This window comes from Thalassotalea marina, from assembly GCF_014656435.1.
GTDB classification, from domain to species: Bacteria; Pseudomonadota; Gammaproteobacteria; order Enterobacterales; family Alteromonadaceae; genus Thalassotalea_C; species Thalassotalea_C marina.
Genome location: NZ_BNCK01000001.1, coordinates 424,769 through 451,446 on the forward strand (window position 1 = coordinate 424,769; position 26,678 = coordinate 451,446).

The window sequence follows — 26,678 nt, forward strand, 5'->3', positions numbered from 1 at the left end:
ATTTATATATGAATCATATTTTTGGTGAGTTATGGGAATCGTAAAAATTTCAGATGAATTACATGAAGAAGTGAGAAAAGCCAGCACAGTGATGTCTCGTTCTATCAATGCGCAAGCTGAGTTTTGGATCAAAGTGGGGATGCAGGCAGAATTAAATCCGCAGCTAAGCTTTAATGAGTTGATGCTTGAGTTGCTAAAAGCGGCTCAGATAAATCAAATGCCAATCGTTGAAAAGGCTCAAACCGATAATGCGTAAGCAAGTAATCATTAAAAATGCTGCTGAAATTGAGTTAATGCGCACGTCAGGTCAGCTGCTTGCTCAGGTCTTTCAAATGCTTGATGGTTTTATAACGCCAGGGATCTCAACGATGGAGATCAACAATAAAGTTGAAGATTTTATCGTCAATAGTTTAAATGCTAGGCCGGCAAGTAAAGGGCAATATGATTATCCGTATTCGCTAAACACCTCAATTAATGAAGTTGTTTGCCATGGTATGCCGAGTGTCACTCAAAAGTTAAAAGCAACAGACATAGTCAATGTTGATATTACCCTAGAGAAAAATGGATTTATTGCCGACTCAAGCAAAATGTTTGTGATGCCAGAGGCGACACCTAGGGCAAATCATTTAGTTAAAGTAACCCAAGAAGCGATGTGGCAGGGCATAAAACAAGTAAAACCGAATGTTAAGCTTGGCGATATCGGTTTTGCTATTCAACAACATGCAGAAAAACACGGTTTTAGTGTAGTAAGAGATTATTGTGGTCACGGCATTGGCAGAGAAATGCACGAGGGGCCGGATGTATTGCATTATGGCAAAGTAAATACTGGCCTAACTTTAAAGCCAGGCATGACATTCACCATTGAACCTATGATCAATCAAGGCACTTATAAAACAAAAACCAAAAAAGATGGTTGGACTGTTATCACTCGAGATAAAAAGCTTTCAGCGCAATTTGAACATACTATTTTGGTCACCGAAACCGGATTTGAAGTGCTGAGCTTTCGTGAACAGGAAGCCCAGCTAGGTTTCTCAAAATATGGCTAGTGGGATGGGGCGATAGCAATCGTTTCTGTTGGCGTTATTTTTACTTGGTTACGCCCTGAAGATTTTGCCAAATAAAGGGCTCTATCTGCAGCATCTGTTGCACTCTTAATGGATTCATCTGGTAAATTAAATTGATGAATACCAGCGCTAACGGTAAAGGTAATTTGGGTATCGCCGTCTGCTTGCATTTTAAAATTACTGGCAGCAAGGCGAATACGTTCAGCGACCTTATAGGCATTGCTGGCGTCACAATCGGGTAATAACAGCAAAAACTCTTCTCCGCCAAAACGGCAAACAATATCAACATTTCGTTGATGTTGTTTTAATAGTTTGCCAAACGCGATAATGACATCATCACCGACCAAATGGCCAAAATTGTCGTTAATTTTCTTAAAGTGATCGATATCAAGAACCATTAAACTTACCGCTGTTTTTGTCCTTTTGGCTTGCTCTATTGCTTGTTTTGCTGCAATTTCAAAATATCGACGATTATAAAGGCCTGTCATTGGGTCTGTATCTGCCAGCCTTTTAAGTTCTTCCTGTTTACCTTTAATACGTTCTAATTCATTAATTCGGTAAGATAAAACAAATGCCATCATTAGGGCTTCAAGTAAAATACCAATGCCCACACCATGGCTATTAATCTGATTAAATTCACTAATTCCTTTGTAATAAAATACCGCTGACATGTTAAATGCGATAAACATAAAGTGCCCTAAAAAGAAGTACTTTGCTAGCGGCTCTCGTTTGCGCCAAAGTGAAATAGAAACGCCAAATGTGATTAACATCATAATCGCCGCTAATGTACTTGCAGGTTTTAGCGCGGCGGTAATATCAATCAAGCTATAGATGAAGTCGCCGACAAGCAGTAAAAGCAATAAACATAAGGCTATATGCTCTTTTGGATGGCGTTTACGCGTGTCAAAAATTAACATGATAAACAGTACTAAAAAGCTAGGCATGCTCAATACTGTGGAATTAAATTGAAAAACTTCTGCACTAAAAACGCCAAAAAAGTTGGCAGCTACACCATAGGAAAGTGACACCCAAATAGTGCCTGAAATCAAATAAAGTGCATAAACAACATTTTCAATTTTGTGCGCAGAGATATACAAAAAGAAGTTATATATCATTAGTGCCAGCATCATACCGACTAACAGGGCAATATAATTGCCGGTAGATACTAATGCTTTTTTAGAGGCTTCTTCATCAAACAAACTTAGCTGATACCATTGATGCGAAAAAGAGATGTTTTTCACATAAATTGTCTTTGACTCATTTGGTGCTAATTCAAATGAAAATACTGCTGTACCACCGTACATCATAGGTTTGTCGCCACTTTGGTAAAGTGGAATATCAATATGATTTAACACCTGTTGGTGCTGAGTTTCATAAAAACTTACTGCTTTTAGATGGTAAGCGTAAGGGTGGTGTACAAACAGACGAATTTTTTCACTGTGTTGGTTGAACACTTGTATTTTCGACCAAGTAACCATAGCGTTGGTACCTAAGGTCAACATACTTGTTGAAGGGGTAAAGGATTGTTGTATTACTTCAGAAAATGGCATTTCTTCTGAGCTATCAATAAAGTAACTCATGGGAAATTCTGCTAACTCTACTTTCGCTGACTCGACGACAATCGTCGGTTCGTCAGCACCGAACGCTGAAGGCACACCATTGAGCACCACTAGCAGTAGTGTTGTTAAAAACACTTTTAATATCAGGGGTATTCCAGTCCCTTTCAACGACATTTTCTCCAATCCTAATTATCAGTTAAATTTTTACTGTTTTAGTAAAGAATGTCGAGGATAATTTGTTGAATATCAGCTGAAAAATTTAAATTGGCTAAAAAGTTTCAACACCATATCAACAAAAGGATAAGTTGGGTTATTGCATCAATACTTGTTGGTTAAATTTCTGCTCTAAATATTTTTCATCTAAGCTGTGATGCCAAAGGTTTTTCTTTTGCCCTTTATCTCTTGCTATTTCGCCAACTCTACCGGGGTTAAATTTGAAAATTCTTGTTGTTTGGTAGTCAGTAATTTTGTCGGTGTAAGCATCTTCAACGGGTATAATTTTCCAGCCTTGTTTTCTTAGTTCAGTGACTAGATCGCCAATAAACAATGCAGATATATCCATTTCATGTAATAGCAACACATGTTTGGGTGAGTAACCTAAATGTTTTATCGCCAGTTCGTCGTAGTAATTAATGCTGTCGATCAGTTGCTCAACATAAAATTGACTCATACGTTGCATATCAATGGCAATACCTTGTTTTATCGTATTTTGGAATAAGCTCTCTATGTGCCAATCGTAGTTGTTTAGCGTGATATAAGCATTTAAATAGCCATTGTCGGCCAATGTTTTACGCATCCCATCGCGTTTTTCTTGTGTATCACCCTCTCTAAGGTAGGGAAAGCGAAACCACTTTTTATAGTTTTTAAACGTTGAAAGTTTTTCGTCGGCCAGTAAGAAATTTTCCTGATATTGGGCTAGCGTCAGTTGATTAAAATTAGGATGGTTATGGGTATGGTTGGCAATTACATGGCCTGCGTTGGCGTATAGTTTTAATCGCTCTATGCCTTCTTTATCTAAGCGACTACTCACCGAAAAAAATGCTACTTGTGGTACATCATGTTGTTTTAATTGTTCAATTAATTTGAGTGCTCGTGTTTTACCGTCAAAATAACCAGTGGCATGCCTTGGTGAGTCATCAAAAGTAATGGCTATTTCTTTAGCCTGACTTTGATTTAGACAAAAAATAACAAACAATGAAACGGCCAACTTTAACTTCATGACTTACCCTTAACTCCATATAGAATTTTAATTGTGCAGAAAAATAGTGGTCAATGCTATAGCTGAAGAAATTGCTTACAAAATAAGAGGCAGAAAATCTGCCTCTTGCGTTTAAACGAGTTTAATTAATAACTGGTATTAAAGTGCTCGCCAAGCCATTTCCCAATCCGTACCTACACCAGGTTCAAATTGGTTTGCACTTGCCGAGTATTGCACGCAGAAACCGTTGTATGGCCATGGTTTGCATTGATACAACTTACCTGTCTTGGGCTGGAACACCACTGTGCCCGCTTTATATTGTGGCAATCCTTCTGGAAAGCTAAATTCAGCTTCATCAGGTGTACCAGGCTCAGGTGGCGTTGTACCATCGTTAACGGTAATGTTGAGATGGAAACCTAGTTGGCTTTGGCTGCCATTTTCCGCTTGGGTTTCTATCGTTAAATTATAGTGGCCAGCTTTTGCATTTTCATAAACTAAAGAAAAGTCAGTAGTCCCCGCTTCAACTGTTTCGGTAAATTGCACTACTGAATTGTAGTGGCTATTTAACGTCACGTTAACGGTGGCAGGCATGTCAACGTCATAAGTAAAATCAATGGCTACCTGATCATTGTCAATGTAGTAGTGATGTTTAACTCCTTCAATTGATACCTCAGCTTGCGGTGGTGGCGCTTTCACGTAACTAAGTTCTACACGCTCGATGCCTGAACCAGATTGTGCAAAAATTTCATTTTTACCATCAACAGGCACTATTTCATTTTCAGCATTTAAAACACCGGCTTGTAACCATGACTGGTTAGCATTAATGGTTTGTGCCATTAATTTAGGCCAAAAAGTGGCGCTTCCTTCTTCATCGGATGTTATCGTTAACTCAGTTTTTAATGCGGTTAATTCACCACTTGTTCCAAAAACGCGAGCAATAACTTTATCGTCTTGTTTTAAATCATGAATTGCGTTGATATCACCAACATCCAGCCACTGTATTTCAGATTGGTCGCCGTTATCTATCATCACATCCATTACGTTATAAAAACTCATTGGTGTATCACCCACGTCCCAAACGCCCAATATAACGTGATAACCATTACGATCAGCTGGCACGTTACACAGATGGGTTAAAGTTCTTGGTGGTTGTTTATAATGACCTTCGTAACTACAAAACGGCACTGACTCAAATTGGTCACGTGTTAGTGGCGCATTTGCGTCCCAGTTTGCTTTAGTAATGAAGTAGCGCCAGTCTCGAGTAGAATGTGCTGCGGTAAATGTCCAAATAAACTCATTGGCACCAGCGCTGATCGGACGTTTAGTCCATCGGCTAATGGTTTGAGCATTTAACGGTGAAAAAACCGGTAGACCCGCGCTGGCAATCTGCCCGTCCATTGGGCCAGTTTCAGGAAAGCGATCTCTTCCTTCAATACTTTGCGGCTCATAAACAACATTACCACAACGCTGGTTTTCACCTAAGCGGCATAAGTAGCCACGCGACTCTGGTTTACTGATGTAGCCATGTGCGGCTACTTGGTTTGGAACAATAGAAAACATCCCCAACATCAGTGGAGATAACAGTGTTAATTTTAAGTTTTTCATAAAAAACCCTTTAGAAATGGGTCATTTGGCTCTGTCCGCAGAAAAAAGTACAGCCTGACAGAAACAGCTATACTCTGCAGCTCCGCTATCATAGCCAATAAACTGGCCTTAGATCGGTAGCTTTGCGTCCTGCTTTTTCAAGCAGTTTGCCAATTTCCCTGTTAAAAAACTAAATGTAAATGTTCTGTTAAGAACGCGACAATATTAGGTAAAACTAAAATTTACAACAAGCATTATTTTATCGCATTAAACTGGTCTAAACTCAGCTAAATGTATACGTAAGATTACATAATTGCTTGAAATGTAAGCTTTATTTTTTATTTTGATAGCATTGCGCTGAATTTTGCTTATGAAACAGACCATTAGTTACTTTTAAACTAAGTCATAAGCAAAAAATATGGTATGTAATTGAAAAAAATTGATTTCACCAATATTCAATCCAAGTTATGGTATTGCACATGACAGCTTCTCATTACACATTGCTACCCGAAAGCAGCTATATTCGCTCTCATTCTATTTGTATTGATACACGTAACCGCCAAGTGTTGGTGGATGATCAACCGATTAATCTAACTGGCTTAAGTTACCGGTTGTTAGAAGTGTTTTTGCTAAATCCTGGGCAAATATTGTCGGCGCAAACCTTGGCTAAATTAGTGTGGCGAAAAGACTATGTCAGTGACGAAACCATTGCACAGCGGGTGTCATTACTGAGAAAAGCGGTAGGTAGTTCAATAGCAGATTGTATTGAATCTGTTCGGGCCGAAGGTTATGTGTGGCATCCCAATGTAACGATTGAAGCCGTTGTGGATAAGCCTGCGGCTAATCATATCAATAAACCTCGTCTTTTCTGGGGCATGATAGTTGTTTGTTTGGTCGGCGCAATATGGCTAATGTTTTATTTAGTCAATAAGTCACAACAAGAGGTGGGGGCTACCGAAGCTGAAAATAATCAAAATTTAAGTGCTTCTCCTTTATTTGCCAGAGCTCAACAGTTAATAAATCAACATACCTTTGCTGCCAATGCATTGGCCATAAACATTCTGCAACAGTACCTTGATAAAAATCCACAAAACCAAGACGCGCAAATTTTATTAGCACAATCACTGATTGAAAAAGTGGCTAAATTTGATGGTCAGCAAAATACACTGAATGAAGCAAAAGCTATAATAGATACGTTAACGTTAAGCCCACAAATGCACGAGGCGCTGCCTTGGCTTGAAGGTTATTTTTATGACGTAGCAGGGCAGATAAATAAGGCGATTACGCACTATGAAAAAGCCCTGTCTCATGACTATGGTGATAAAAATAAAATAGCGAGCGCACTAGCGTATTTATACGTGCAAAAAGGTAAGTTGTATGAGGCCTTAAACTTAAATTTAACCGCCTTTAATCGCGAAAGCCCCTATAAGTTTTTACAGGTTGCAGAGCTTTTATATTTAGCTGGCATGGAGCCCGAAGCACAACAATGGCTCAATCTAGCTTACACTATGGCTCCTAACGATAATTTTACCGCGGTAACGTATGCCAAATCGTTAATTGCCAATAAAAACTATACCGACGCCCAACAGGTGATTAACAAACTGCATCAAGTTGAACCGGCTACTGAAGATAGCCTAGTGGTGTTGGCTGTGATCCATATTCACGCTGACAATAATGACTTGGCTTTAAAAGTACTGGATCAGGCAATTACCCTAAGTAGTACCAGCATGAAGTCGGCAGTAATTAAATATTGGCTTGAACATCAAATGAAAGGGCAAACTGAACTATTAAAACCTGAGATAGAAGTTTCTGCTGAAAGTTGGCCTAATTTATATGTGTACAAAAGTATGGTGCAGATTTCTGATGGCGATTTACCACAGGCTCTATCGACATTAAAAATGGCGGTAGATCAAGGGTACTTAGATCATAAATACTTGAAAAATTTACCTCCCTTTAACGTGCTAACTGATCATAAAGTGTTTCAAGAAATCCTCAATGAAATGGAACAGTTAGCACAAAAAGAAGCAAATAAAATTAAGCTATTACAACTTCCTAAGGTTGACTAACAATTTTAGGTAAGATCACCTGTGAAAATATGCTTTGTGATTGTTTATGCATATATGGCGTATTGTAGGCAGTTGATGTGATAACAGCCGTTAAATTTAATACAGGAACTATGTATAAATAGTTGCCACCATTGCCAGCAGCAGCATAAGAATCAATGGTTTTACCATTTACTTGGTACGGGAAGTGCCAAAAAGTTAGCCCATAAGTGGCGTTAAGTTCAGGCATAGACTCAGAATAGGATTGCAGACTTTTTTCAATCCAGTCTTGTGGGATCAATTGCTCATTACCCCATTTACCTTTGTTTAATACTAGCTGACCTATTTTAATTAGATCTCTTGGTTTTATATCAACACCACCGCCGCCTTGAGTAATGCCCATAGGAGATTTTGGCCAATGTACTTCTTTGATATCTAATTTATCAAATAAGGCACTTTGTGCGTAATCAGCTAGTGACTTTCCAGAAGCTCGTTCAATTGCCGCAGCAGTAATCGAAATCCCCGCGGTGCAGTAAGCAAAACTTCGACCGTAAGCTTGTTGTTCAAAAGTTGGCATCCAAGGTGGATTACCGCGTGTTGGCAAATTAAGGAAAAACTCAATCCAATCTTTGCGTAAATACATACGCTCTTCATTGCCCGCTGAAAATGAGTTCATATCGTCACACTCCAGAGGATTTGTCATCGATAACAAGTCAAAAAAACGCATGTTTGTTTTTTCATCGCTCGGGTAAAACAGTGGCTGATAGTCTTTAAACCAAGGTAATACTTTGTCTTGTACTGACTCAAAATATCCGTCTTTGATCGCAACACCAAACATCAAACCGGTAAAGCTTTTACTGGCAGAGCGAATATTGTGCAACGATTGTGCGCTTGCTTCGTTATAGTAAGATTCGTGCAGCAGCTTATTGTCTTTTATCACTAAAACACTACTGAGTTTTTGGGGCTTTAGTTCCTTTATTTGTTGTGTGATGTTAAGTGAATCTTGTGCATAGCTAATACCTGACAATAAACTCAGCCCAACCATTAATGTTGTTAACTTATTTTTCATTCCAACGTACCTCGTTTGTTTTGATGTAAACAAGCTAAACTGAACTTGAAATAAAAGCTGTTAAAGTTGGTTGAAGAAGCTTGAAGTTTTATTTAGTGTTATGTTTTATAAGGTTTATTTTGTAACCTGTCGGTTGCTCTGATACACCAGTTTGAAGGCTGTATTTTGGTTTACTCAAGTAAAAGTACCGCCATTTATTTAGTCATTTAAGTGCAACATAAGGTTATAACCAACAGACAATGTATTGTTGACAACGTGGGCGACAATCGCAGGCCATATTGAACCGCTGCAAACAAACAAGACGATAATGACCAGTGATAAAACCGCAGCGGCTATGGCTTGTGGTGGAACAATATGTGAAACACCAAACATGATAGAGCTGACGATGGCAGCTAACCAAACCGGGCGATTGCTACTCATCCATTGAAACAAAAAACCGCGAAAAAATATCTCTTCTACAACGGGGGTAATAATAATGGTTAACAGTAAATAAGTTGCGAGTGAAGCATTTGAAAGTGACAAGTCTTGCAAAGGTGGCTGCATAAACTTAACCCAAGCCGGCACCTCAGTAGCGAGCCACTTCATTAGATATAAGCGAACGATAAAGGCTAATATGGCGGCAACTATTGCAATACAAACCCAGCGCCAACTTGTTGCTTTAAACCCCAAAGCATGCCAACTAACGCGGTAATACTTAGTGGCAATAAGCCCGATAACTAAAATAATGGCCAGCGCCTTAATCGCTTGGCTTGTGATCATCACCTTGACGAAAAAGTCAGTTTGTTTTGTTAAATATTGCTCTACTCCTACGGTGTATTTTACCCAAATCATATGACCAGCGGATAAAGCTAAATACAAAACAACAAAGGACAGTAAAATCAAAAAGCCTTGTTTAAAATTCCAAGGGCTGGTTAAACGGTGAGTCAACATAGCTAATTCTCAAAGGGGAGTAATAAGACTTAGCTTAATGATCTTGATTAGATTTAGCAGTGATTAAGGTGTTAGTTGATGTCAATTGACACTAATAAGCCCGATATCTGCAGCTTTAGCCGCTGCCTGTTTACGGTTTTTAACCGCTAGTTTTCGATAAATATTGGTGTTATATGTTCTAACGGTTGTTGGCTCTAACGATAATTGACGCGCGATTATTTTATCTGGCTCACCACTAGCCATCAATTTTAAGATGGCAAGTTCAATATCACTCAGTTGTGTTTGAGGTTTATTAACTTGTTGCGGGTTTGATGTTAGTTGTACCGACAACAATAACTTTGAATGGCTTAAATATCTCACCTTTACTTGATGGCCAATGTGCAAATGTGCAGGCGGATAACTTAGCAAATCAAAACTCATGTTACCGACACTTAATTGAACGTCGGGTGCAAACAATATCTTAAATCCAGGTTTGTTATGAATAATGCTTAAGCCACTAACTTCTGCAATCGCACCTTGTGTTATGTCTTGCTTCAACTGCATCAACCTAGCCGGGTAGTGTCGCAGTAAAAATAACCACAGTGATAATAAAGGAATGATAAGAAAGTGCTGATCTTGTGGGAAAAATTCAGGCCAGATAAAAACAACAACAAAGGTCAGCACAAATAACACCGCCGTTAACCAAAGGGCTAACGTACCCAGTGTAAACTTGTTCAGTAACAGCCTAACCCGCTGTTTATCTGTGTCAGAGTGTATTTGTGTTTCCATGAGGTTAGATATTCGAAATCCATTGACCTAATCAAAGTTAAACACGAGATCCCAAGGAAAGCAATTAACGGTGCCAATAATGAGTTTAATACCAGCCATAGTGCGATATGTGGTTGTAAATTCATCATTACTCAAGCAACTTGTTATTGCATAGTGTCAAAACATGTCATAACTGTACTTGATTAACATGCCGAAACACATTATTACCACCAATATTCTGAGGTATTTAGGGTTGATTGAAAACAAGCAATGAGAACCTAACCAAGCACCAATTATTTGACCAAGCATCATTACTAGCCCAATCGACCAGACGATTTTCCCTGCCATTAAAAAAATAATTAAAGAGGCGATGTTGGTTGAAAAATTGAGTGTTTTGGCGATAGCGGTCGACGTGATGATGTCTTTCCCCCGCAGTGAAACGCCAGCTAAGGTAAAAAAAGAGCCAGTACCTGGACCAAACAGTCCGTCGTAGCAACCAACTGTGGGAATAATAAGGTATTGATAACGCTTTTTTGAAACTAACGGTTTACTGTTAACGTTGACGGGAGTAGGAGACACTAAAAAGTAAAGGCCAATAAATAATATGACGATTGGAATTACATAATTTAAATGTTCAGTGTTGATAAATTGTATGGCTGTTGCACCGAGCATTGCTCCTAAAAAAGCGCATAACATTAATCCCTTTACTTGATGCCAAGTGACTCTTCTAGCTCTTAGCATCATCAAGGTTGCAGTTGCTGTGCCCATACACCCCTGCAGTTTGTTGGTGCCAAGTGCCGCAAGTGGGCCAACACCACTTAAAATTAATGCGGGAACAGAAATTAATCCTCCACCGCCAGCCAAGGTATCCAAAAGGCCTGCAACCATTGCAACAATAAATAAAATTAACAATAACTCTATGGTAATTTGCGCTAAGTCCATCATTATTCTCTTTAGCTAACTAACAAGTTATCAGCCAACAATGAGGCTGATAACGGTTAAAAGGGGGAGCAATTTGCTGTTTATTGTTGTGCTAATAATTTGTCGATTAATTCGTAGGGTTTAGTTTGGTCATAATCAATTTGAATATCTAAAGTAGAGCGTTCTAAATTATGACCCCCTTTAGGTCGACTCAGCAAAAAGCGAGGCACAACCGCTAATAAGTTGGAGTGAGTTAATGTAAGGTATTGCGTGCCGCCAGTTTGACCACTTTTTCCACCCGTTTTATCACCAACTAATTCGCCAAAGCCATAGTCTTGCATTACATTCATAAACAAAATTGATGATGAATAAGTATAAGGGCCAACCAATACTGATACTTTGCCATTAAACATTAACGGATTGTCTTGTTGAACTTGTTGTATTGTACTTATTTCTCCACTAACCACGTCGCCAGCTTTTTGCCCTTTATTTTCTCGTCCCGCTAATACTTTAACTTTGTAATCGGAGCCTGTACGCCAAGGTTTATCGGCAATATTGGCTAATATACCTTTTATCCAAATGTTATCGTCTCCACCGCCATTTCTCCTAATGTCGATAATTAAATGACTTAACTGCTGGTCTTTAATCGTCAGGAATGCTGATTGTAAAAATTTAAATACTCTTGCTTCGTCCTTTCTCCAACTGAAAGTATTAAGAGTAAGAAGTGCTGTTTTATTATTTAACACACTAAATTGAAAATTGGCGTCAAAACTATCAACATTGCCTTTAATTTCATTAACCGCATCAAAGCTGAGGTTTACCAGCGTTTTCTCTGCTGTTTTTAAATCTAAGGTGAAGGTTTTATATTCACCAAAATACAACCAGTAATAGAAGGAAAACCTAGGGGCAAGTAGGGCCTTTCGTTGATTGTCGCTATCACCATGGGTTCGCTTAAGTAGCTGCGCCAATATTGTATCAATAGTAATGCCATTTATTTTGGTGATCTCGTGGCCTGACAAGTTTGATGATTGACCATTTAGCTTTTCCTTAATAAGTAGTTGCTCATCTTGAAAAACCACATGAAATGGAAAAAAAGTGCCATTGTTTTTTAAGTAGTCATCGATCAATGCATCTCTTTTAGAGGGGGTAAGTGAGACATGCCCATCAGAAATAATGCTATTGTAGGTCATCATTTTCAACCAAAAATCTCGCACAGAAATTGGCTCATTAATACTATTTTTGAATTGGTTAACTTGTTGGTAAAAAGCGTCAATATCTTTGGTTGTATAAGCTAAATCAGGATGCGTTTTGTCAATAAAATCCAACCATTGTTCAATATCTTTTTTTGCTTCGCTCGGTTGCAACATCGATTGATAGTGTTCAAGTGTTGTCGCAAATAGGTTGCTAGAGTTAAACACAACTAACATCATGAAGATTAATCTTTTAAACATTTTTCTCTCTTTATTCTTTTAGTTTTTACATCAGCAATAATGAAGTTATTGTACTTAACGATGGTGTGGTTTAACATTAATTTAAACTTAGTTAATGGTTAAGGTTTAACTTAATGTTGAATAGCGATGATCTGCGTTTTTTTCAAATGATCGCGAGCCATAACTCCTTGGCCGCAACGGCACGCGCGATGAATGTGACACCGCCGAGTATCACACAACGTTTGCAAACCATTGAGCAAAAATTGAAACTAAAATTAGTTGAGCGGCATGCACGAAGTATCACATTGACTGATGAAGGAGCACTGTTAGCTGAGCGAGCGGCAATTATTCTTGCAGACATGGATGACCTAAATGAGTCTTTATATAGTCAACGTCATGAAGTTACTGGCTGTTTAAAGGTTTTAGCGCCGCTGGGATTTGGTCGTGATTATATAGCGCCATTGTTAACCGAATACCAACAGCAATATCAACACTTGTCGGTTGAACTTGAACTTTCTGACAATCCTGATTGGGCGAGCAAGCACTCTTGGGACATTATCATTTACATTGGAGAGTTAAGAGATTCGTCATTAAAAATGTTAACACTCAGTGAAAATAAACGCTTTTTATGTGCTTCGCCGAGTTACCTTGAAAAATATGGTGTAGTAACTAAACCCGCTGACTTGCGTCACCATCAGTGTCTTGCCCTTAGAGAAAACGCTGAAGATGTAACAATGTGGAGGTTTTATAATGCAGAGGCGAACATCACTGAATCAATTCGAATCCAACCTAAACTTGCCTGCAACGATGGACGAGTGATCAAACAATGGGCGCTCGATGGTTATGGCATTATGTCTCGGTCTGAATGGGACGTTGCCGCTGAAATAAAAAGTGGCGCCTTGGTCAGATTACTGAGTCAATATGAACTACCAACGGCCAATATAGTCGCTTTATTAGGCACAGACCAACGCTCACGTTCTGGCAGAACGACTCGGTTTTTAGAATTGCTCAAAGAGAAAATAGGGCAAAAGCCTTGGTATCAATGAACCAGTTGAGCTTTAATCAAACAGTGCTCTGTTTCTTGGCTAATAAGGTGTTGTTTCATTGTTTAAATTAGAGGCAATACGTCGTATCTTTGTGTTGATTTGTAAACTAAGTGTTGCAATTTACTCTGGGAGTTAATTTGTGTAAATTATCGACATCTCAAGTGCTCTCAAAAAAGGATGTTCATGAAGATTAAATACGCCAGTATTGCCATTGTCACATTATTAATTTCCGCTTGTGGTGGAGGCTCATCGTCATCGCCTAAGCAAAATATTATTCAACCACCAGGAAATAATGCGCCAGACGCACCAGTTTGGAAAGAAGGGGAGTTTTTAGACGCTAGTGTATTTAAAAATTACTGTGAAGCACCGCGTTCAGGCAGTGCCTTTAGTGATAAAGACGGTACGTCTATGCATGAAAAAATGTGGATTCGTTCTTGGAGTAACGAAACTTATTTATGGTATGACGAGATTGCCGATGTCGATCCAAAAAGCTATGAAGTGTTAGCCTATTTTGATACACAAAAAACGACTGATACAACACCTTCTGGTAAAGCTAAAGATCAGTTTCATTTTACCTATGATACAGAAGAGTGGGAACAACGTAGTCAATCTGGTGTTGTATTTGGATATGGTATTGAGTGGGCAATCATATCGCCTAAACCACCAAGAAAAACAGTGGTTGTTTATACCGAACCTAATACATTTGCTAGTGCACAAAATATAACCCGTGGCAGTGAGTTACTAGCAATAGACGGTATTGATTTTATTAATACAAACTCACAAAGCGAAGTTAACGCAATTAATGCTGCGCTATTTCCAAAAGAATTAAATCAATCACATACCTTTAAATTTAGAGCTGTTGATGGTGAAGAATTTACGGTGACTTTGTCTTCAGCTTCTATTGAAACCTCGCCAGTATTAACCACTAAAGTTATTGAAACACCTACAGGTAACGTTGGTTACATGCAATTTAACTCATTCATTGCCCCAGCTGAAGAGCAACTTTATGATTCATTTGGCGAATTTAAGCAAAATAATGTTACCGACTTAGTACTCGATTTACGCTACAACTCGGGTGGTTTATTGTATATGGCTTCTCAGCTTGGTTATATGATTGCTGGTGACAATACTAATGGTACTGACTTTTATCGGTTTAAATACAACGATAAGATTGCAGGTCAAACAATAGGCTATGTAACAGAAACCCTTGGTTTTGCTGATGGCTTTCAAGCGGGTTTAGCACTTCCGACTCTAAACTTGAATCGAGTATTTATCTTAACTACTGATGATACCTGTTCAGCAAGTGAAGCGGTGATGAACGGCTTGTTAGGTAGCGATATAGAAGTTATTCAAATTGGTGGCACTACTTGTGGTAAGCCTTATGGTTTTACTGGAGCAGATAACTGCGGAACTACCTATTTTACCATTCAGTTCACGGGGGTTAATCATATTAACTTTGGTGAATACGCTGACGGTTTCTCTGCGATAAATTCGTCAAATCCGGCTGCTGATCCAAATGCACTTGTTGAAGGTTGTGAAGTAAGTGATGACTACAGTAAACCTTTAGGTGATGTGTCTGAGCGCTTATTGTCTACCGCATTATCATACCGAAATAACGGTAGCTGCCCTGTTCAGCCTATGGCAAGCCCTGCGCGTTACCAACGCGCAACTTATTCGAATGACTTAATGATTAAAGACGACAGAATTAGTACGTTATTGCGTAACAACATGATCCGAGGTATGTAACCAATGAATAAACTGATTAGTTTAGTATTGATAATGATCTCCGTGGCAGGCTGTAAAACAACGTCAAAAGAATTGCTTAAACCGGCGGTACTTGCTAAAAGCAATTCAGAAACCGTAAGTGTGATAAAGGCTGCGATTAAAGAACATTTTGGTGTGCCAATAAAAACGCTAGCACCGGACGTATTTACCGCTTCTAGTTGGTTAACGTTAGAAAGATCAAACAACGCCGTATTGGGCGTTGTTACCGAAATGCCTCTTAAATTACGCTTAATGACTGATAACCAGCAAAATTGTTATCTATCTCTGCAAAATGAAGAGACAACCGTTCAACTTTCTAAAGTAAGTTGTAAGCCCGAAAACGTTAATAGCTAACGAGTTACTTTACTTTTAGCGTTAATAACAACATACGCTTAGTGCCTCTTAAATAACTGGTACTAAGCGTTTTTCGCTTATATCACCCGCACTTTTAATAGTGAACAAAAACGCCTTTATTCTAGCCCAGGGACAGACCCTATTTAATTTAGTAACTATCATAGATATGTCACCTTGCTATTTAAATTAATAAAATATTAAGATAATTGCGCTTTAAACTTAAAATAAAACATTGTTTTTACAAATTATTTTATAAGGAAATTCATTGAAAAATACATATTGGATTTTAATTATTGCTGTAACGTTTGTTTTAGGGTTTTACTTGGGACAACAAAAATCAAGTATTGGCTCTTTAGTGACAAATGTTGAAAACAATACTTCATCAAGTCAGCCTATGCCTCCAGAGAAGAAGACTATAGAACTGACGCGTAATAAGACAATAAATTCTCAAGCACATAATGATGACGGCTCCAGCGCTACTTTGGATAAATTTGAGCAAATAGATCAGCTTTTACAAAGTTTAGAAACTAAGCCTGAAGACCAAAAATTGTTAATAGCGCTATATAGCCATATCAATGAATTGTCACTAATAGAACTAGAATCTGTCATACAAACATTGAACGATAAAAATGAAACACAACGAAATATGCTCGTTCAACTAATTGTTGGTCGGCTAATCGAACTTGATCCTAAAAAGGCGTTATCTTTTGCCCAACAATACAACCCTGTACCGGAGAGTGATTATTATCTGGCCATGATAAAGGCGACTATCGCTGAACAAGATCCTGAGTATGGCTTTGAATTATTTTTAGAGGATATTCACACCGCAAATAGCGAGACTGAACTCACCTCTTACTCAACATTAATTGGAGTGCTTGCTAAGCACGATTTAAATCGATTAATGGATTCATTGCTGCAATATAAAAAACAAGGGGTAGATATAAGTGGTAGCCTTTGGTCTATTTCCAGTGACTTAAAATCCAGCGATAAAATGTCTAATTTATTTGACCAACTAAAACAACTTGATGATCTAAACCTGCTTGATTCTGCCATTTATAAATGGATTGAAATATCTGCAGATGATCTTTTTAATAAACTAAATGATATTGATGATGCACATGAGCGTAAAGTGCTTATCGAGAAAGCCCAGCGCTATTGGTTTATTAAAGATCCAGAAAACGCAGCAGATAGTTTGTTACTAGATGAAGAAAATAAAAATGAAGCTTTAAATGATATCGTACAGAGTTGGCCTAGTGACAAAGCCGAACAAGGGCTTATTTGGTTGTCACGCCAAGAAGGGATAGATGTAAATCGCTTCAAAGTAGAGTTATTAGATGGATTTATCTATTCAAGACCAGAATTTGTGCAAGCACATATAGGTGATATTGAGCTAGATAAAGACGATCAAGCAGAATTCCACTTAAAATTGTATTTGCAACTAAAAGATCGAAGCGCTAATAAGGCAGAGCAGTTTTTAGATGGTTTATCGAATAAAAATGATGTCATAGCACTTATTGAAGAAAAAGCAGAAAAGTCTAAGGAATCAACTCTTGTTATAAACTATCGAGATGCAATTAATAAAGCTTTTAGTAATTATTACAACTATAAAGAATCTAAAGCTTTTGCTGTAGCGATTGATAGTGATGGTAACTTTGCATGGGGCCAGAATGTTAACAGGGCAAACCAAAGTATAGCAAACCAAGCTGCATTAGAAGTATGTGAAAAATACCGACGTCAAGAAAACCTGACCTCTGCCTGTAGAATATACGCTGAGGGTGATGTGCTGATGTTTGACTTATAAATAGTGAGGGACTGATCTCAATTAATTTCCAATTTGGCGAACTGGTTAATGGTGTCACTTGGTTAGGCATGTAATACCAATAAATTATGAAATGTCGTCTCGTTGGTACATCTGATGGTACAACAAATACTAGTCAACGCAAGACAATAGAGGACAGTGTAAGTCTTGAATATGCTGTTTTTATTGGGTTTATTCGGTCTGTAACCCAAAGTACATGTTAGGAAGTTTAAATGGTGGCCCCTCCCAGACTTGAACTGGGGACCTACCGATTATGAGTCGGGTGCTCTAACCAACTGAGCTAAAGGGCCATTTAAGAAAGGTGTTTTGTTACAGTAGTTCCAAAACGGCGAGCAGTATAAGCAATTATTTTTTTGTTGTCACCACCGAAGTTATAAAATTTAACATTCGGTGGTGCGTTAGCTTATTTGTTAATCAAATAAGTGGTTTGTCAGCATTTTTTACTGCGAGCTCAACTGCTTTTTTTTTCTTAACCAAGTTAATGGCAATAGTAGTAAGCCTAATAAATACATTGAGCCACCGCCACCTGACGATTTTGGTGTAACGGTAATAACTTCAGGAGGCTTAACTACGGTTACGGTTACTGACTGTGTTGTAGCCGCTCCTCTATAGTCGGTTGCCGTAAAGCTAAAGGTTAATTGCCCTGCTGCTGTAGGTGCTGTAAAGCTTGCTGTTAGACTTTCTGCATTACTAAGTGAAACATCAGAGCCAGCTGTTTGTTGCCATAGGTAAGTCATATCATCATCGTCAGTATCCGTTACCAATGCTGTTAACGAGACTTGTGCAGAAGTATTCGCTTCAAAGTTTTCTGGCAAGGTGACATTAGGCGCGTCATTTTTTTCATCATCAGCAATCGTTATTATCACCGTTGGGTTTGCACCTAGGCGGCTGTCGCCAATACTATTTAATGACAGCGTGAAGGTTTCAGCGTCTTCTTCTGTATCGTCATTTACCACATTAATACTGATAGTTTTCACATCACTTTCGCCATCAGCCCATGTTATTTGACCTGCTGCTTCTTCAAAATCTTCACCTGACGTTGCAGTGCCAGCAATGGTTTCATAGGTAAACGATAGTTCACCTGTTGAAGAACCTGTGCGATGAACTTCAATTAAACGAGCACCAGCATTTTCAGCAATTTTGACCTCTGGTGAGCTAAAACTGCCAGCGCCAGTATCAATTCTGCCGGCAACATTTACCGTGGCATAACTATTCTGGCCAAGAGTTGCACCATTTGTTGGATTATATAAACGGATAAAAAATGATTCAGGTAATTCGTCTGCGCTCGCTTCTGGTGCAATGTTAATACTAACTGTTTTAACATCGTTATCGTTTGCCGCCCAGTTTATGGTGCCATCAGCCAAGGTGTAATCATCATCTGCTTTGGCGCTGCCAGGAATTACTTGGTAGCTGACGCTTGTTGCGCTAGTTAAGGTGTTGCCGTTTCTATTTACATTGATGGTTAACTCAACGTTTTGTTCAGTGTTAATTTGTTTACTGTCAAAACTAAACTGCCCAACGGCTGATTCTTTGGCATTGTCTTTAAGTACGTATAAACCACTGTTGATATCACTTACTAAGATGTTACCCGATGGTAAGAATGGGTATACGCCCCAAGCACCGTTAAAGCTCGCATTATTAAATGAAGGGTAGGTATCAAAAAAACCTACTTCTTGAGGGCTAGTGGGATCAGTGATGTCAAGAATGGTCAAACCACGAGTGTAATTTGACATATAATACCTGTTACCTCGAACAAAGCCATTGTGATCTATAGCCGCTGTTGGACCGGTCCACTGACCGACCTGTACGGGATTGTTTAGGTCTGATATCGAAAAAATGCGAACGGTTGAATTAAGCCCGCCAAGTATTTCGTCAAACTCGTCGTGTACAAGTATGTACTGTTGATCATCAGTACCCCAGCCTGAATGAACATATTGATTATTAACGGGTACATCGTTGTAGCTAATTTGGCTAAGCTGCTTTGAGTTTTCTGGATTTGAAATGTCCCAAAGTTTGATTTCTTTTTCATTGAAGTCTAAGAATACGGTGCAACTGCCATCGGATAAACCACAATCACTTTGCGCTCTGGCATCATTGATATTTATTGATGAACCATCATGAGTGTAACCTGAGCCAAAATATTCATTATTGCTTTTTGACAAAGAACGAGGGTTTGACAATGAGTAATTCTGGAATGCTCCGCCAACATTGTTTGCCCCCACTAGTTGCAAGGATGCGGTTTGGTTAGGTAAAGGAATATTAAGTGTGTAGTCTACATTGCTGATGTAAACATTATGTGCAGTGTTGACTACTTTACTGTTTTCTACCAAGCTTACCGAGTTAGGTAGCGAATTTAAGTCAATTATAGTGACGTGATCCACATCTCCTTGGCGAGAACCTTCTGAAGTAACATATGCATATGCTTGCCAAACATTTAAGCTACTATCAAAGAATTGGTATACCTTAACATCTCGCCAACCAGAATCTACACCGGTTACTGTGCCAACTTCTTTTATATTGGTTGGGTCAGTAACATCAACAACAATAGCACCATTGCGTATACCCATAATAGCGTATTCACGATTGTTATTTAGATCAACGTGACCCCAAATATCGTTACCTTCAACTGGCTTTGTCGACATATCATCTAGTGATAAATGTGCCAATAAATCAACATTACTACAATCGTAAATATCTGCTTTTCCACCTTCGCAAGCGACGTTACTTTTGCTGTAGCTTAGTTTGTTGTAGCTATCTAACTTTTTGCTAAGGGCTTTATTTTTAGCAATCGACTTACCATCAATAAGTACCTTAAAGCCTCGTTGTCTTAACTCGTCAGCCATTTCGTTTGGTACGTTTGACAAAGAAGTAATATTTGTTGCTGGACTTTGCGACTGAAAGTGATCATATCTATTGTAACCACCCAGCACTGGTACTAGCGTACTTTTTAAATAAAACAGCTCTTCATCAGAAGCAATATCGTATTGGCCAGCAGCCAATAAAACACGATCACCTTTACTGGCTTGTTTAACTGCATAGGCGATAGAACTACAAGGTCTTAATGCGTTATCACATCGTCCTTCATCTTTACCATTAGGCGCGACGAAGCGGGCTTTATCGTGCTCTGAATGCGCTATAACCCCTGAAGACAAAGAGAGCGCCATTATGCCTAGTAAGGCTGCGTTTAATTTTTTCATATGCAATCCAATTGATAGCTGTCCATTATTACATCACTTTAACAATTGTTAGCACTTTTTTAAAATATTGGCGAGTTATTTTTTAATTGGTTACTGTATACTCAGCTTGGCATTTACATTGATGGAATAAGTAGTGAATAATCAATTAGTTTATACAACTTTGGCTTTGGTTTTAGGTATAGGTTTAGTAGCTGGCTGTAGTAAGTCACCTCAGCAACATCTTGATTTTAAAGTTAGTTTTGGTGATGCGCCTTTAAGTTGCGACAGTTTGATTGTTGATCAACAAACATCGTGGCAGCTGAGCCAATTTTATTTGTATTTAAGTCATATTGAAGTGAAAGGTCAGGATCAAAAGTGGCGTCAAGTATCACTTGCCGATAATAAATACCAGAGTCAGCAAGTGGCGATGTTAGGTACTGAGTGCGGTGGCCAAGAGCCTGCACATTGGCAACTTAAATTTGCTGAAAATGCCGATATTAACCAAGCCACTGCCATTCGATTTTCACTTGGTGTACCGTTTGAATTAAATCATCAAAACCCTTTAACTCAGGCTAGCCCTCTTAATGTGTCAAATATGTTTTGGGTTTGGCAAACGGGTCATAAATTTGTTCGTTTTGAATTAGAAAACCAAGATCAGCAATGGGTATTTCACTTGGGCTCTACTGGGTGTTCATCGGCGAGTGCTTTAAGGTCACCTAGTGCAGCGTGTAAATATCCAAATTTGTACACAGTCACCTTACCATTAGAAACAACGGATAAGGTTAAAAAGGTCAATTTAGATATTGCACCTTGGTTTGCTGAGGTAAAAATTGCTGAACAAACAAGTTGCCAATCCGCTCAAGATAACCAATATTGCCAGCAAATATTCAATAACTTGGCTAAAAGTGTTTTATAGGTGTCATAGTGAAAATAACTTGGGTTTTACTAGGGGGAATTATTGCTTTGGTTGTTGGTTGCAAGCCAGCTCCTAAATCAACCCCCTATCAATGGCCAATGCCAAAAGGATTTCCTTTGCCGCAAGTGCCTGCTGACAATGCCATGACGACAGAGCGAGTGGCACTAGGACGTAAGCTTTTTTATGATACTAATTTGTCTGCCAATCAAACACAATCTTGTGCTTCTTGTCATCAACAGCAATATGGCTTTGGAGAAAATAGCGCGACATCAGTGGGCTCTACCGGGCAAGTTCACCGAAGAAACTCTCAAGCACTAGTGAATGTCGCCTACAACAAAACCTTAACTTGGGCACACGATGGTATTACCGCTATTGAACAACAGGTGTTGCTGCCAATGTTCGGTGAAGAGCCTGTGGAGTTAGGTATTACTGGTCATGAACAACAAGTGCTTGCTCGATTTAAAACCAAAGAGTATCAATCGCTTTTTGAACAAGCTTATCCTGATGAAGATATTTCATTTTTACTGATCAGCAAAGCGCTGGCGAGTTTTGTGCGCAGCCTTATTTCTCTAAATGCACCTTTTGATGATTATGCTTACAGAGGACAAGACAATGCCATCTCTGAATCTGCTTTGCGCGGCATGAATTTATTTTTTTCAGAGAAGTTTGAGTGTCATCACTGTCATGGAGGGTTTAACTTTACGCAATCAACTAGCCATGAGCAGCAAGTTATAGATCGCAGGCCGTTTCATAACACTGGGTTGTACTTTATTGAGCAAGAGGGTGGTTATCCTAAAAAAGATATTGGTTTGGCTGAGGTGTCAGGTATTGAGCGAGATAATGGCCGCTTTAGAGCACCTACATTAAGAAACATTGAGCGTACAGCACCTTACATGCATGACGGTAGTTTGGCGACGTTAGAACAGGTGATAGACTTTTACGCCGCTGGCGGCAGGTTATTAACCTCAGGCAAGTTTGCTGGTGATGGCAGAAATAACCCGCTGAAAAGTCAATTTGTTCGAGGTATAGAAATGACAGAGCAGGAAAAGCAAGACTTACTTGCGTTTTTACTCACTTTAACCGATGAACAGTTTTTAACTAATCCAGCACATGCTGCGCCGAATAACTAAACTTTTAAGTCACCAGAAAACAAAAATCCAGCCTATTGGCTGGATTTTTTATGCTTGAGCTTAAGCGGCTTATTCGCCGTCTAAGAAACTCTTTAACTGCTCAGAACGAGAAGGGTGGCGAAGCTTGCGAAGTGCTTTCGCTTCGATTTGACGAATACGCTCACGAGTAACGTCAAATTGCTTACCTACTTCTTCTAACGTGTGGTCAGTATTCATGTCGATACCAAAACGCATACGTAATACTTTTGCTTCACGAGCCGTTAAACCTGCTAGCACTTCATGCGTAGCATGTTTTAAGTTTTCAGAGGTTGCTGAATCAACAGGAAGCTCACCGCTACCATCTTCAATAAAGTCACCTAAGTGCGAATCTTCATCATCGCCGATTGGTGTTTCCATTGAAATTGGCTCTTTAGCAATTTTCAATACTTTGCGGATTTTATCTTCCGGCATAACCATGCGTTCTGCTAATTCTTCTGGTGTCGGTTCACGACCCATTTCTTGAAGCATTTGGCGAGAAATACGGTTTAGCTTATTGATTGTTTCAATCATGTGCACAGGAATACGAATCGTACGGGCTTGGTCAGCGATTGAACGCGTAATTGCCTGACGGATCCACCATGTTGCATAAGTTGAGAACTTGTAACCACGACGGTATTCGAACTTATCTACCGCTTTCATCAAACCAATGTTACCTTCTTGGATCAGATCCAAGAACTGCAAACCACGGTTGGTGTATTTTTTAGCGATTGAAATTACAAGACGTAAGTTCGCTTCTACCATTTCTTTTTTAGCACGGCGAGCTTTTGCTTCACCGATAGACATACGACGGTTAATATCTTTAATACCGTGTACGTTTAAGAAGGTTTCTTTTTCAAGTTGACCTAACTTTTGAATACAACGTTCTACGTCAGGCTCAACGTCAGATAATTTTTTCGACCATGGCTCGCCAGCAGCTTTTTGTGCTTCAAACCAAGCAAAGTCAGTTTCGTTACCTGGGAAAATTTTGATGAAAGTTGCTTTTGGCATGCCTGCACCAACAACACAGTGCTTCATGATCAAGCGTTCTTGAACACGTAATCTGTCCATGACTTCACGCATGTTTTTCACTAAGCGATCAAATACTTTTGGTACTAAGCGGAACTCTTTGAAAATATCAGCTAGTTCATCAATCGCTTTTACTGCGTCTTCATGACCACGTCCTTTAGCATCAATCACTTTATTCGCTGCTTCGTATTTTTCACGAAGGGCGCCAAATTTTTCACGTGCTAATTCTGGATCTGGACCTGTATCTTCTTCTTCATCATCAGAGTCTGAATCAGAGTCGTTATCGTCTTCATCTTCTTCTAAATCTTCATCTTCGTCTTCAAGCTCTTCATCAGAAAGCTCAGAGCCGATATGTGTTGCAGCAGCTGGAATTTCGTCTTCTTCTGCGTCAGGGTCTAAAAAGCCAAGAATGATATCGCTTAAACGACCTTCTTCTGCTTCGAAGTTATCCCATTGCTCTAATAGATAATTAATTGCTGGTGGGTATTCTGCAACACTACGTTGTACTTCTTTGATACCTTCTTCAATACGTTTAGCGATAACAATTTCGCCTTTACGTGTAAGAAGTTCTACGGTACCCATTTCACGCATGTACATGCGCACTGGATCGGTAGTTCGACCAATTTCACTCTCTACAGTTGCTAATGCTTGTGCCGCAGCTTCTGCTGCATCTTCATCAGTATTAGCTTCTGACATCATTAGTTCATCGCTATCAGGGGCACTTTCAAATACTTGAATACCCATGTCGTTGATCATGCGAATGATGTCTTCAACTTGGTCTGAATCTATAATGTCTTGAGGAAGATGATCATTAACCTCGGCAAAAGTTAAATAACCTTGTTCTTTACCTTTGGTTATTAACTCTTTAAGTCTAGATTGTGGGGCTTGATCCATTGACGAGTGTCCACCTTGTTTGACGTTAAATTACGAACAGTAAAGCCGAAAATTTTAGCAAATTGAATGCAAAATTGCCAGCTTAAAAAACTGCTCTGCTCTGTTTAAATCAGTTAAATTATAGCAAGTGCAGGCTGATTAGACCTGTTTTTAGGCATTTAATAACACCTGTAATTCTTGCTTCTCTTGTGGCGACATTTCGCCGGTTCTCGCTTTAGCGAGTAAAAACTCTGTTCTTTGCTCAACAAATTGACTAAGAAGCTTCTCAATACTGTCGATAAAAACTTGCTCAGCTGCTTCTTCAACCACATGATGTTCCCAGCACATTAGTTTAGTGAGCTGTTCACCCTCTTTGGTTCCCCTAAAATTTTCTAACAGTTGTGCACTGTTTACATTAGGGCGCTTGTATGTGAGCTCAATTAACTGGTTAAGCAAGGCTACTCCCGGTAAATCTACACCGTGCAACATGTGTCTATCAGGCAGTGCATTTACTATATTGGGGCGCTCTATTAACAATGCAATAGCAAGTCTTACCGGCGTGACTTTTTGGCGTTTTTGTACCGTCTGAGCAGCGGTTGGTTGCTGACTGCGCTTTTGCAATTCAATTAGTCGTTTTTCACTGGTAATACTAAAACGCGACGCCATTTCTTCGATTAAGCTGTTTTTTATAATGCTGTCTGGCATTTTATTGAGCAAAGGTTGTAATTGGTCAACTAGTGCTGCTTTTTCTTCATGGCTGTTTGCAGGATTGTCTTCTAAAAACTTGTCAAAAATAAACTGCGATAGTGGCGTAGCTTGTTGCAATATTTGCTCAAAGGCTTGTTGCCCTTGTTGTCTGACCAAAGAATCTGGATCCTCACCATCAGGTAAGAAAACAAATTTTAGTGATATGCCGTCTTGCACTAATGGCAGGGCATTTTCCATGGCGCGCCATGCGGCATCACGACCCGCTCGGTCGCCATCATAACAACAAATCACTTCTTTAACTGTTCTGTACAAGGTCTGTAATTGCTCTGGTGTTGTAGATGTGCCTAGGGAGGCAACCGCGTAGTTGATACCATGTTGCGCTAAGGCAACAACGTCCATATAACCTTCAACAACCACTAATCGCTGCAATTGTTTATTGGCCAGCTTTGCTTCATAAAGGCCATACAGCTCTTGGCCTTTATGATAAATTCGGGTTTCAGGCGAGTTTAGATATTTTGGCGTGCCATCACCTATAACGCGGCCACCAAAACCAATAACACGACCACGTTTATCGCGAATTGGAAACATGATGCGACCACGAAACCTATCATAAGGTTGTTTACGTTCGCCAGGGATTGCCATACCTAAATCAACTAACTGTTGAGTAACGTTACGATTGTTGGCAAACGCCTTCATCATGCCGTCCCATTGATCGCTAATAAAACCTATGCCAAACGATTTGGCAATTTGACCACTTAGGCCACGGCTTTTAAGATAATCAACAGCAATGTTTTTATCCTGAGCAACTTTAAGTTGTTGCTGATAAAAGCGGCTAATGTTTTCCATTAGCTGATAGTCGTCTTGCTTTTGCTGGTATGCTTGTTGTTGCTGTTTTAGTTGCGCTGGTGTTTGATGTGCCTGTTCGCGTGGCACGTCCATATTGTAAAAACTGGCAAGTTCTTCAATGGCGTCAGGGAATTCTAGCCGGTCAAATTCCATTAAAAATGAAATTGCATTGCCATGTTCACCACAGCCAAAGCAATGATAAAACTGCTTGTCGGGGCTTACGCTAAATGATGGAGATTTTTCTGTGTGAAAAGGACAACAGGCTTGATAGTTTTTACCTGCCTTTTTGAGAGGAACACGCGAATCAATGATCTCAACAATATCAGCACGCGCTAATAGATCATCAATAAACTGTCTCGGGATCATCCCGGCCATTCGTTTCCCCTTGTCAAACAATGACATAAGCATTTGTTGTACTTTAGTACAAACAACAAACAGAAAAATAGTGGTTTTTTCAC

At 39.2% G+C, this 26,678-nt stretch carries 19 protein-coding genes, 1 tRNA gene, 1 pseudogene and 1 riboswitch; of the genes and pseudogenes, 9 read left to right on the top strand and 12 right to left on the bottom strand.

Annotation, left to right across the window (positions count from 1 at the left end):
* The first annotated feature begins 31 nt into the window (after nucleotides 1-31).
* Both IE199_RS01860 and map read left to right on the top strand, forming a co-directional pair.
* The gene (locus tag IE199_RS01860) at nucleotides 32-256 is read left to right on the top strand and encodes a ParD-like family protein (RefSeq protein WP_189767011.1); all 225 of its coding nucleotides are present in this window, start codon (nucleotides 32-34) and stop codon (nucleotides 254-256) included.
* Nucleotides 249-1,046, top strand: a complete 798-nt coding sequence (gene map, locus IE199_RS01865; RefSeq protein ID WP_189767012.1) for a type I methionyl aminopeptidase — start codon at nucleotides 249-251, stop codon at nucleotides 1,044-1,046. The genes IE199_RS01860 and map overlap by 8 nt, the downstream gene beginning before the upstream one ends.
* Here map and IE199_RS01870 read toward each other — a convergent pair.
* The 3 genes from IE199_RS01870 to gbpA all read right to left on the bottom strand — a co-directional run bounded on the left by IE199_RS01870 (nucleotide 1,043) and on the right by gbpA (nucleotide 5,426).
* Nucleotides 1,043-2,797, bottom strand: a complete 1,755-nt coding sequence (locus IE199_RS01870) for a sensor domain-containing diguanylate cyclase (RefSeq protein ID WP_189767013.1) — start codon at nucleotides 2,795-2,797, stop codon at nucleotides 1,043-1,045. The two genes, map and IE199_RS01870, sit on opposite strands and share 4 nt — an antisense overlap.
* Nucleotides 2,798-2,933: 136 nt before the next feature.
* Nucleotides 2,934-3,842 carry a polysaccharide deacetylase family protein gene (locus IE199_RS01875; RefSeq protein ID WP_189767014.1) on the bottom strand — a complete coding sequence of 303 codons (909 nt, stop codon included), beginning with the start codon at nucleotides 3,840-3,842 and terminating at the stop codon, nucleotides 2,934-2,936.
* Nucleotides 3,843-3,980: 138 nt separating this feature from the next.
* The gene (gene gbpA / locus IE199_RS01880) at nucleotides 3,981-5,426 is read right to left on the bottom strand and encodes an N-acetylglucosamine-binding protein GbpA (RefSeq protein WP_189767015.1); all 1,446 of its coding nucleotides are present in this window, start codon (nucleotides 5,424-5,426) and stop codon (nucleotides 3,981-3,983) included.
* Between the two features lie 72 nt (nucleotides 5,427-5,498).
* A riboswitch (cyclic di-GMP riboswitch) is annotated at nucleotides 5,499-5,587 on the bottom strand.
* Nucleotides 5,588-5,884: 297 nt separating this feature from the next.
* Here gbpA and IE199_RS01885 point away from each other — a divergent pair.
* Nucleotides 5,885-7,471, top strand: coding sequence for a winged helix-turn-helix transcriptional regulator (locus tag IE199_RS01885; RefSeq protein WP_189767016.1), 1,587 nt, complete (start codon nucleotides 5,885-5,887; stop codon nucleotides 7,469-7,471).
* Here the strand turns inward: IE199_RS01885 and IE199_RS01890 are convergent.
* From IE199_RS01890 to IE199_RS01910, 5 genes are all read right to left on the bottom strand, one after another.
* Entirely contained in the window at nucleotides 7,458-8,516 is a 1,059-nt protein-coding gene (locus IE199_RS01890) for a serine hydrolase domain-containing protein (protein WP_189767017.1), read from the bottom strand. The genes IE199_RS01885 and IE199_RS01890 overlap by 14 nt on opposite strands.
* A gap of 198 nt (nucleotides 8,517-8,714) precedes the next feature.
* Entirely contained in the window at nucleotides 8,715-9,446 is a 732-nt protein-coding gene (locus IE199_RS01895; protein ID WP_189767018.1) for a CPBP family intramembrane glutamic endopeptidase, read from the bottom strand.
* Between the two features lie 81 nt (nucleotides 9,447-9,527).
* The gene (locus tag IE199_RS01900; RefSeq protein ID WP_189767019.1) at nucleotides 9,528-10,214 is read right to left on the bottom strand and encodes a response regulator transcription factor; all 687 of its coding nucleotides are present in this window, start codon (nucleotides 10,212-10,214) and stop codon (nucleotides 9,528-9,530) included.
* 156 nt (nucleotides 10,215-10,370) lie between these two features.
* Nucleotides 10,371-11,138, bottom strand: a complete 768-nt coding sequence (locus IE199_RS01905; RefSeq protein WP_229854480.1) for a TSUP family transporter — start codon at nucleotides 11,136-11,138, stop codon at nucleotides 10,371-10,373.
* Nucleotides 11,139-11,215: 77 nt separating this feature from the next.
* On the bottom strand, nucleotides 11,216-12,565 hold the full coding sequence (locus IE199_RS01910) for a S41 family peptidase (RefSeq protein WP_189767020.1): 1,350 nt from the start codon (nucleotides 12,563-12,565) through the stop codon (nucleotides 11,216-11,218).
* A 113-nt stretch (nucleotides 12,566-12,678) separates the two neighbouring features.
* On the opposite strand from IE199_RS01910, the gene IE199_RS01915 reads away from it, so the two are divergent.
* The 4 genes from IE199_RS01915 (at nucleotide 12,679) to IE199_RS01930 (ending at nucleotide 17,509) form a co-directional block, all read left to right on the top strand.
* Nucleotides 12,679-13,590 (top strand): LysR family transcriptional regulator, encoded by a 912-nt coding sequence (locus tag IE199_RS01915; protein ID WP_189767021.1) that lies wholly within the window; start codon nucleotides 12,679-12,681, stop codon nucleotides 13,588-13,590.
* A gap of 183 nt (nucleotides 13,591-13,773) precedes the next feature.
* Nucleotides 13,774-15,336: a S41 family peptidase gene (locus IE199_RS01920; RefSeq protein WP_229854482.1), complete on the top strand. Its 1,563-nt coding sequence runs from the start codon at nucleotides 13,774-13,776 to the stop codon at nucleotides 15,334-15,336.
* A gap of 3 nt (nucleotides 15,337-15,339) precedes the next feature.
* Nucleotides 15,340-15,708: a hypothetical protein gene (locus tag IE199_RS01925; RefSeq protein ID WP_189767023.1), complete on the top strand. Its 369-nt coding sequence runs from the start codon at nucleotides 15,340-15,342 to the stop codon at nucleotides 15,706-15,708.
* A 265-nt stretch (nucleotides 15,709-15,973) separates the two neighbouring features.
* Entirely contained in the window at nucleotides 15,974-17,509 is a 1,536-nt protein-coding gene (locus IE199_RS01930) for a hypothetical protein (protein ID WP_189767024.1), read from the top strand.
* Between the two features lie 231 nt (nucleotides 17,510-17,740).
* Here the strand turns inward: IE199_RS01930 and IE199_RS01935 are convergent.
* Nucleotides 17,741-17,817: transfer RNA gene (locus tag IE199_RS01935), tRNA-Ile, on the bottom strand.
* A gap of 150 nt (nucleotides 17,818-17,967) precedes the next feature.
* Complete coding sequence (locus IE199_RS01940; protein ID WP_189767025.1) at nucleotides 17,968-20,724, bottom strand: choice-of-anchor B family protein; 2,757 nt, start codon at nucleotides 20,722-20,724, stop codon at nucleotides 17,968-17,970.
* A 133-nt stretch (nucleotides 20,725-20,857) separates the two neighbouring features.
* Between IE199_RS01940 and IE199_RS01945 the strand changes: the two genes are divergently transcribed.
* Nucleotides 20,858-21,619 (top strand): MbnP family copper-binding protein, encoded by a 762-nt coding sequence (locus IE199_RS01945; RefSeq protein ID WP_189767026.1) that lies wholly within the window; start codon nucleotides 20,858-20,860, stop codon nucleotides 21,617-21,619.
* A gap of 8 nt (nucleotides 21,620-21,627) precedes the next feature.
* Nucleotides 21,628-22,749, top strand: coding sequence for an MbnH family di-heme enzyme (locus tag IE199_RS01950; RefSeq protein WP_373304745.1), 1,122 nt, complete (start codon nucleotides 21,628-21,630; stop codon nucleotides 22,747-22,749).
* A 69-nt stretch (nucleotides 22,750-22,818) separates the two neighbouring features.
* Here IE199_RS01950 and rpoD read toward each other — a convergent pair.
* Nucleotides 22,819-24,696 (bottom strand): annotated as a pseudogene (gene rpoD / locus IE199_RS01955) (RNA polymerase sigma factor RpoD); the annotation flags it as partial.
* Nucleotides 24,697-24,837: 141 nt separating this feature from the next.
* Nucleotides 24,838-26,595 carry a DNA primase gene (gene dnaG, locus IE199_RS01960; protein WP_189767028.1) on the bottom strand — a complete coding sequence of 586 codons (1,758 nt, stop codon included), beginning with the start codon at nucleotides 26,593-26,595 and terminating at the stop codon, nucleotides 24,838-24,840.
* Nucleotides 26,596-26,678 lie beyond the last annotated feature (83 nt).

What these genes read in the sequence shown, in the direction of transcription:
- IE199_RS01860 (WP_189767011.1), top strand. Translation starts at nt 32, where the DNA reads ATGGGAATCGTAAAAATTTCAGATGAATTACATGAAGAAGTGAGAAAA.
- map (WP_189767012.1), top strand. Translation starts at nt 249, where the DNA reads ATGCGTAAGCAAGTAATCATTAAAAATGCTGCTGAAATTGAGTTAATG.
- IE199_RS01870 (WP_189767013.1), bottom strand. Translation starts at nt 2,797, where the DNA reads ATGTCGTTGAAAGGGACTGGAATACCCCTGATATTAAAAGTGTTTTTA.
- IE199_RS01875 (WP_189767014.1), bottom strand. Translation starts at nt 3,842, where the DNA reads ATGAAGTTAAAGTTGGCCGTTTCATTGTTTGTTATTTTTTGTCTAAAT.
- gbpA (WP_189767015.1), bottom strand. Translation starts at nt 5,426, where the DNA reads ATGAAAAACTTAAAATTAACACTGTTATCTCCACTGATGTTGGGGATG.
- IE199_RS01885 (WP_189767016.1), top strand. Translation starts at nt 5,885, where the DNA reads ATGACAGCTTCTCATTACACATTGCTACCCGAAAGCAGCTATATTCGC.
- IE199_RS01890 (WP_189767017.1), bottom strand. Translation starts at nt 8,516, where the DNA reads ATGAAAAATAAGTTAACAACATTAATGGTTGGGCTGAGTTTATTGTCA.
- IE199_RS01895 (WP_189767018.1), bottom strand. Translation starts at nt 9,446, where the DNA reads ATGTTGACTCACCGTTTAACCAGCCCTTGGAATTTTAAACAAGGCTTT.
- IE199_RS01900 (WP_189767019.1), bottom strand. Translation starts at nt 10,214, where the DNA reads ATGGAAACACAAATACACTCTGACACAGATAAACAGCGGGTTAGGCTG.
- IE199_RS01905 (WP_229854480.1), bottom strand. Translation starts at nt 11,138, where the DNA reads ATGATGGACTTAGCGCAAATTACCATAGAGTTATTGTTAATTTTATTT.
- IE199_RS01910 (WP_189767020.1), bottom strand. Translation starts at nt 12,565, where the DNA reads ATGTTTAAAAGATTAATCTTCATGATGTTAGTTGTGTTTAACTCTAGC.
- IE199_RS01915 (WP_189767021.1), top strand. Translation starts at nt 12,679, where the DNA reads ATGTTGAATAGCGATGATCTGCGTTTTTTTCAAATGATCGCGAGCCAT.
- IE199_RS01920 (WP_229854482.1), top strand. Translation starts at nt 13,774, where the DNA reads ATGAAGATTAAATACGCCAGTATTGCCATTGTCACATTATTAATTTCC.
- IE199_RS01925 (WP_189767023.1), top strand. Translation starts at nt 15,340, where the DNA reads ATGAATAAACTGATTAGTTTAGTATTGATAATGATCTCCGTGGCAGGC.
- IE199_RS01940 (WP_189767025.1), bottom strand. Translation starts at nt 20,724, where the DNA reads ATGAAAAAATTAAACGCAGCCTTACTAGGCATAATGGCGCTCTCTTTG.
- dnaG (WP_189767028.1), bottom strand. Translation starts at nt 26,595, where the DNA reads ATGGCCGGGATGATCCCGAGACAGTTTATTGATGATCTATTAGCGCGT.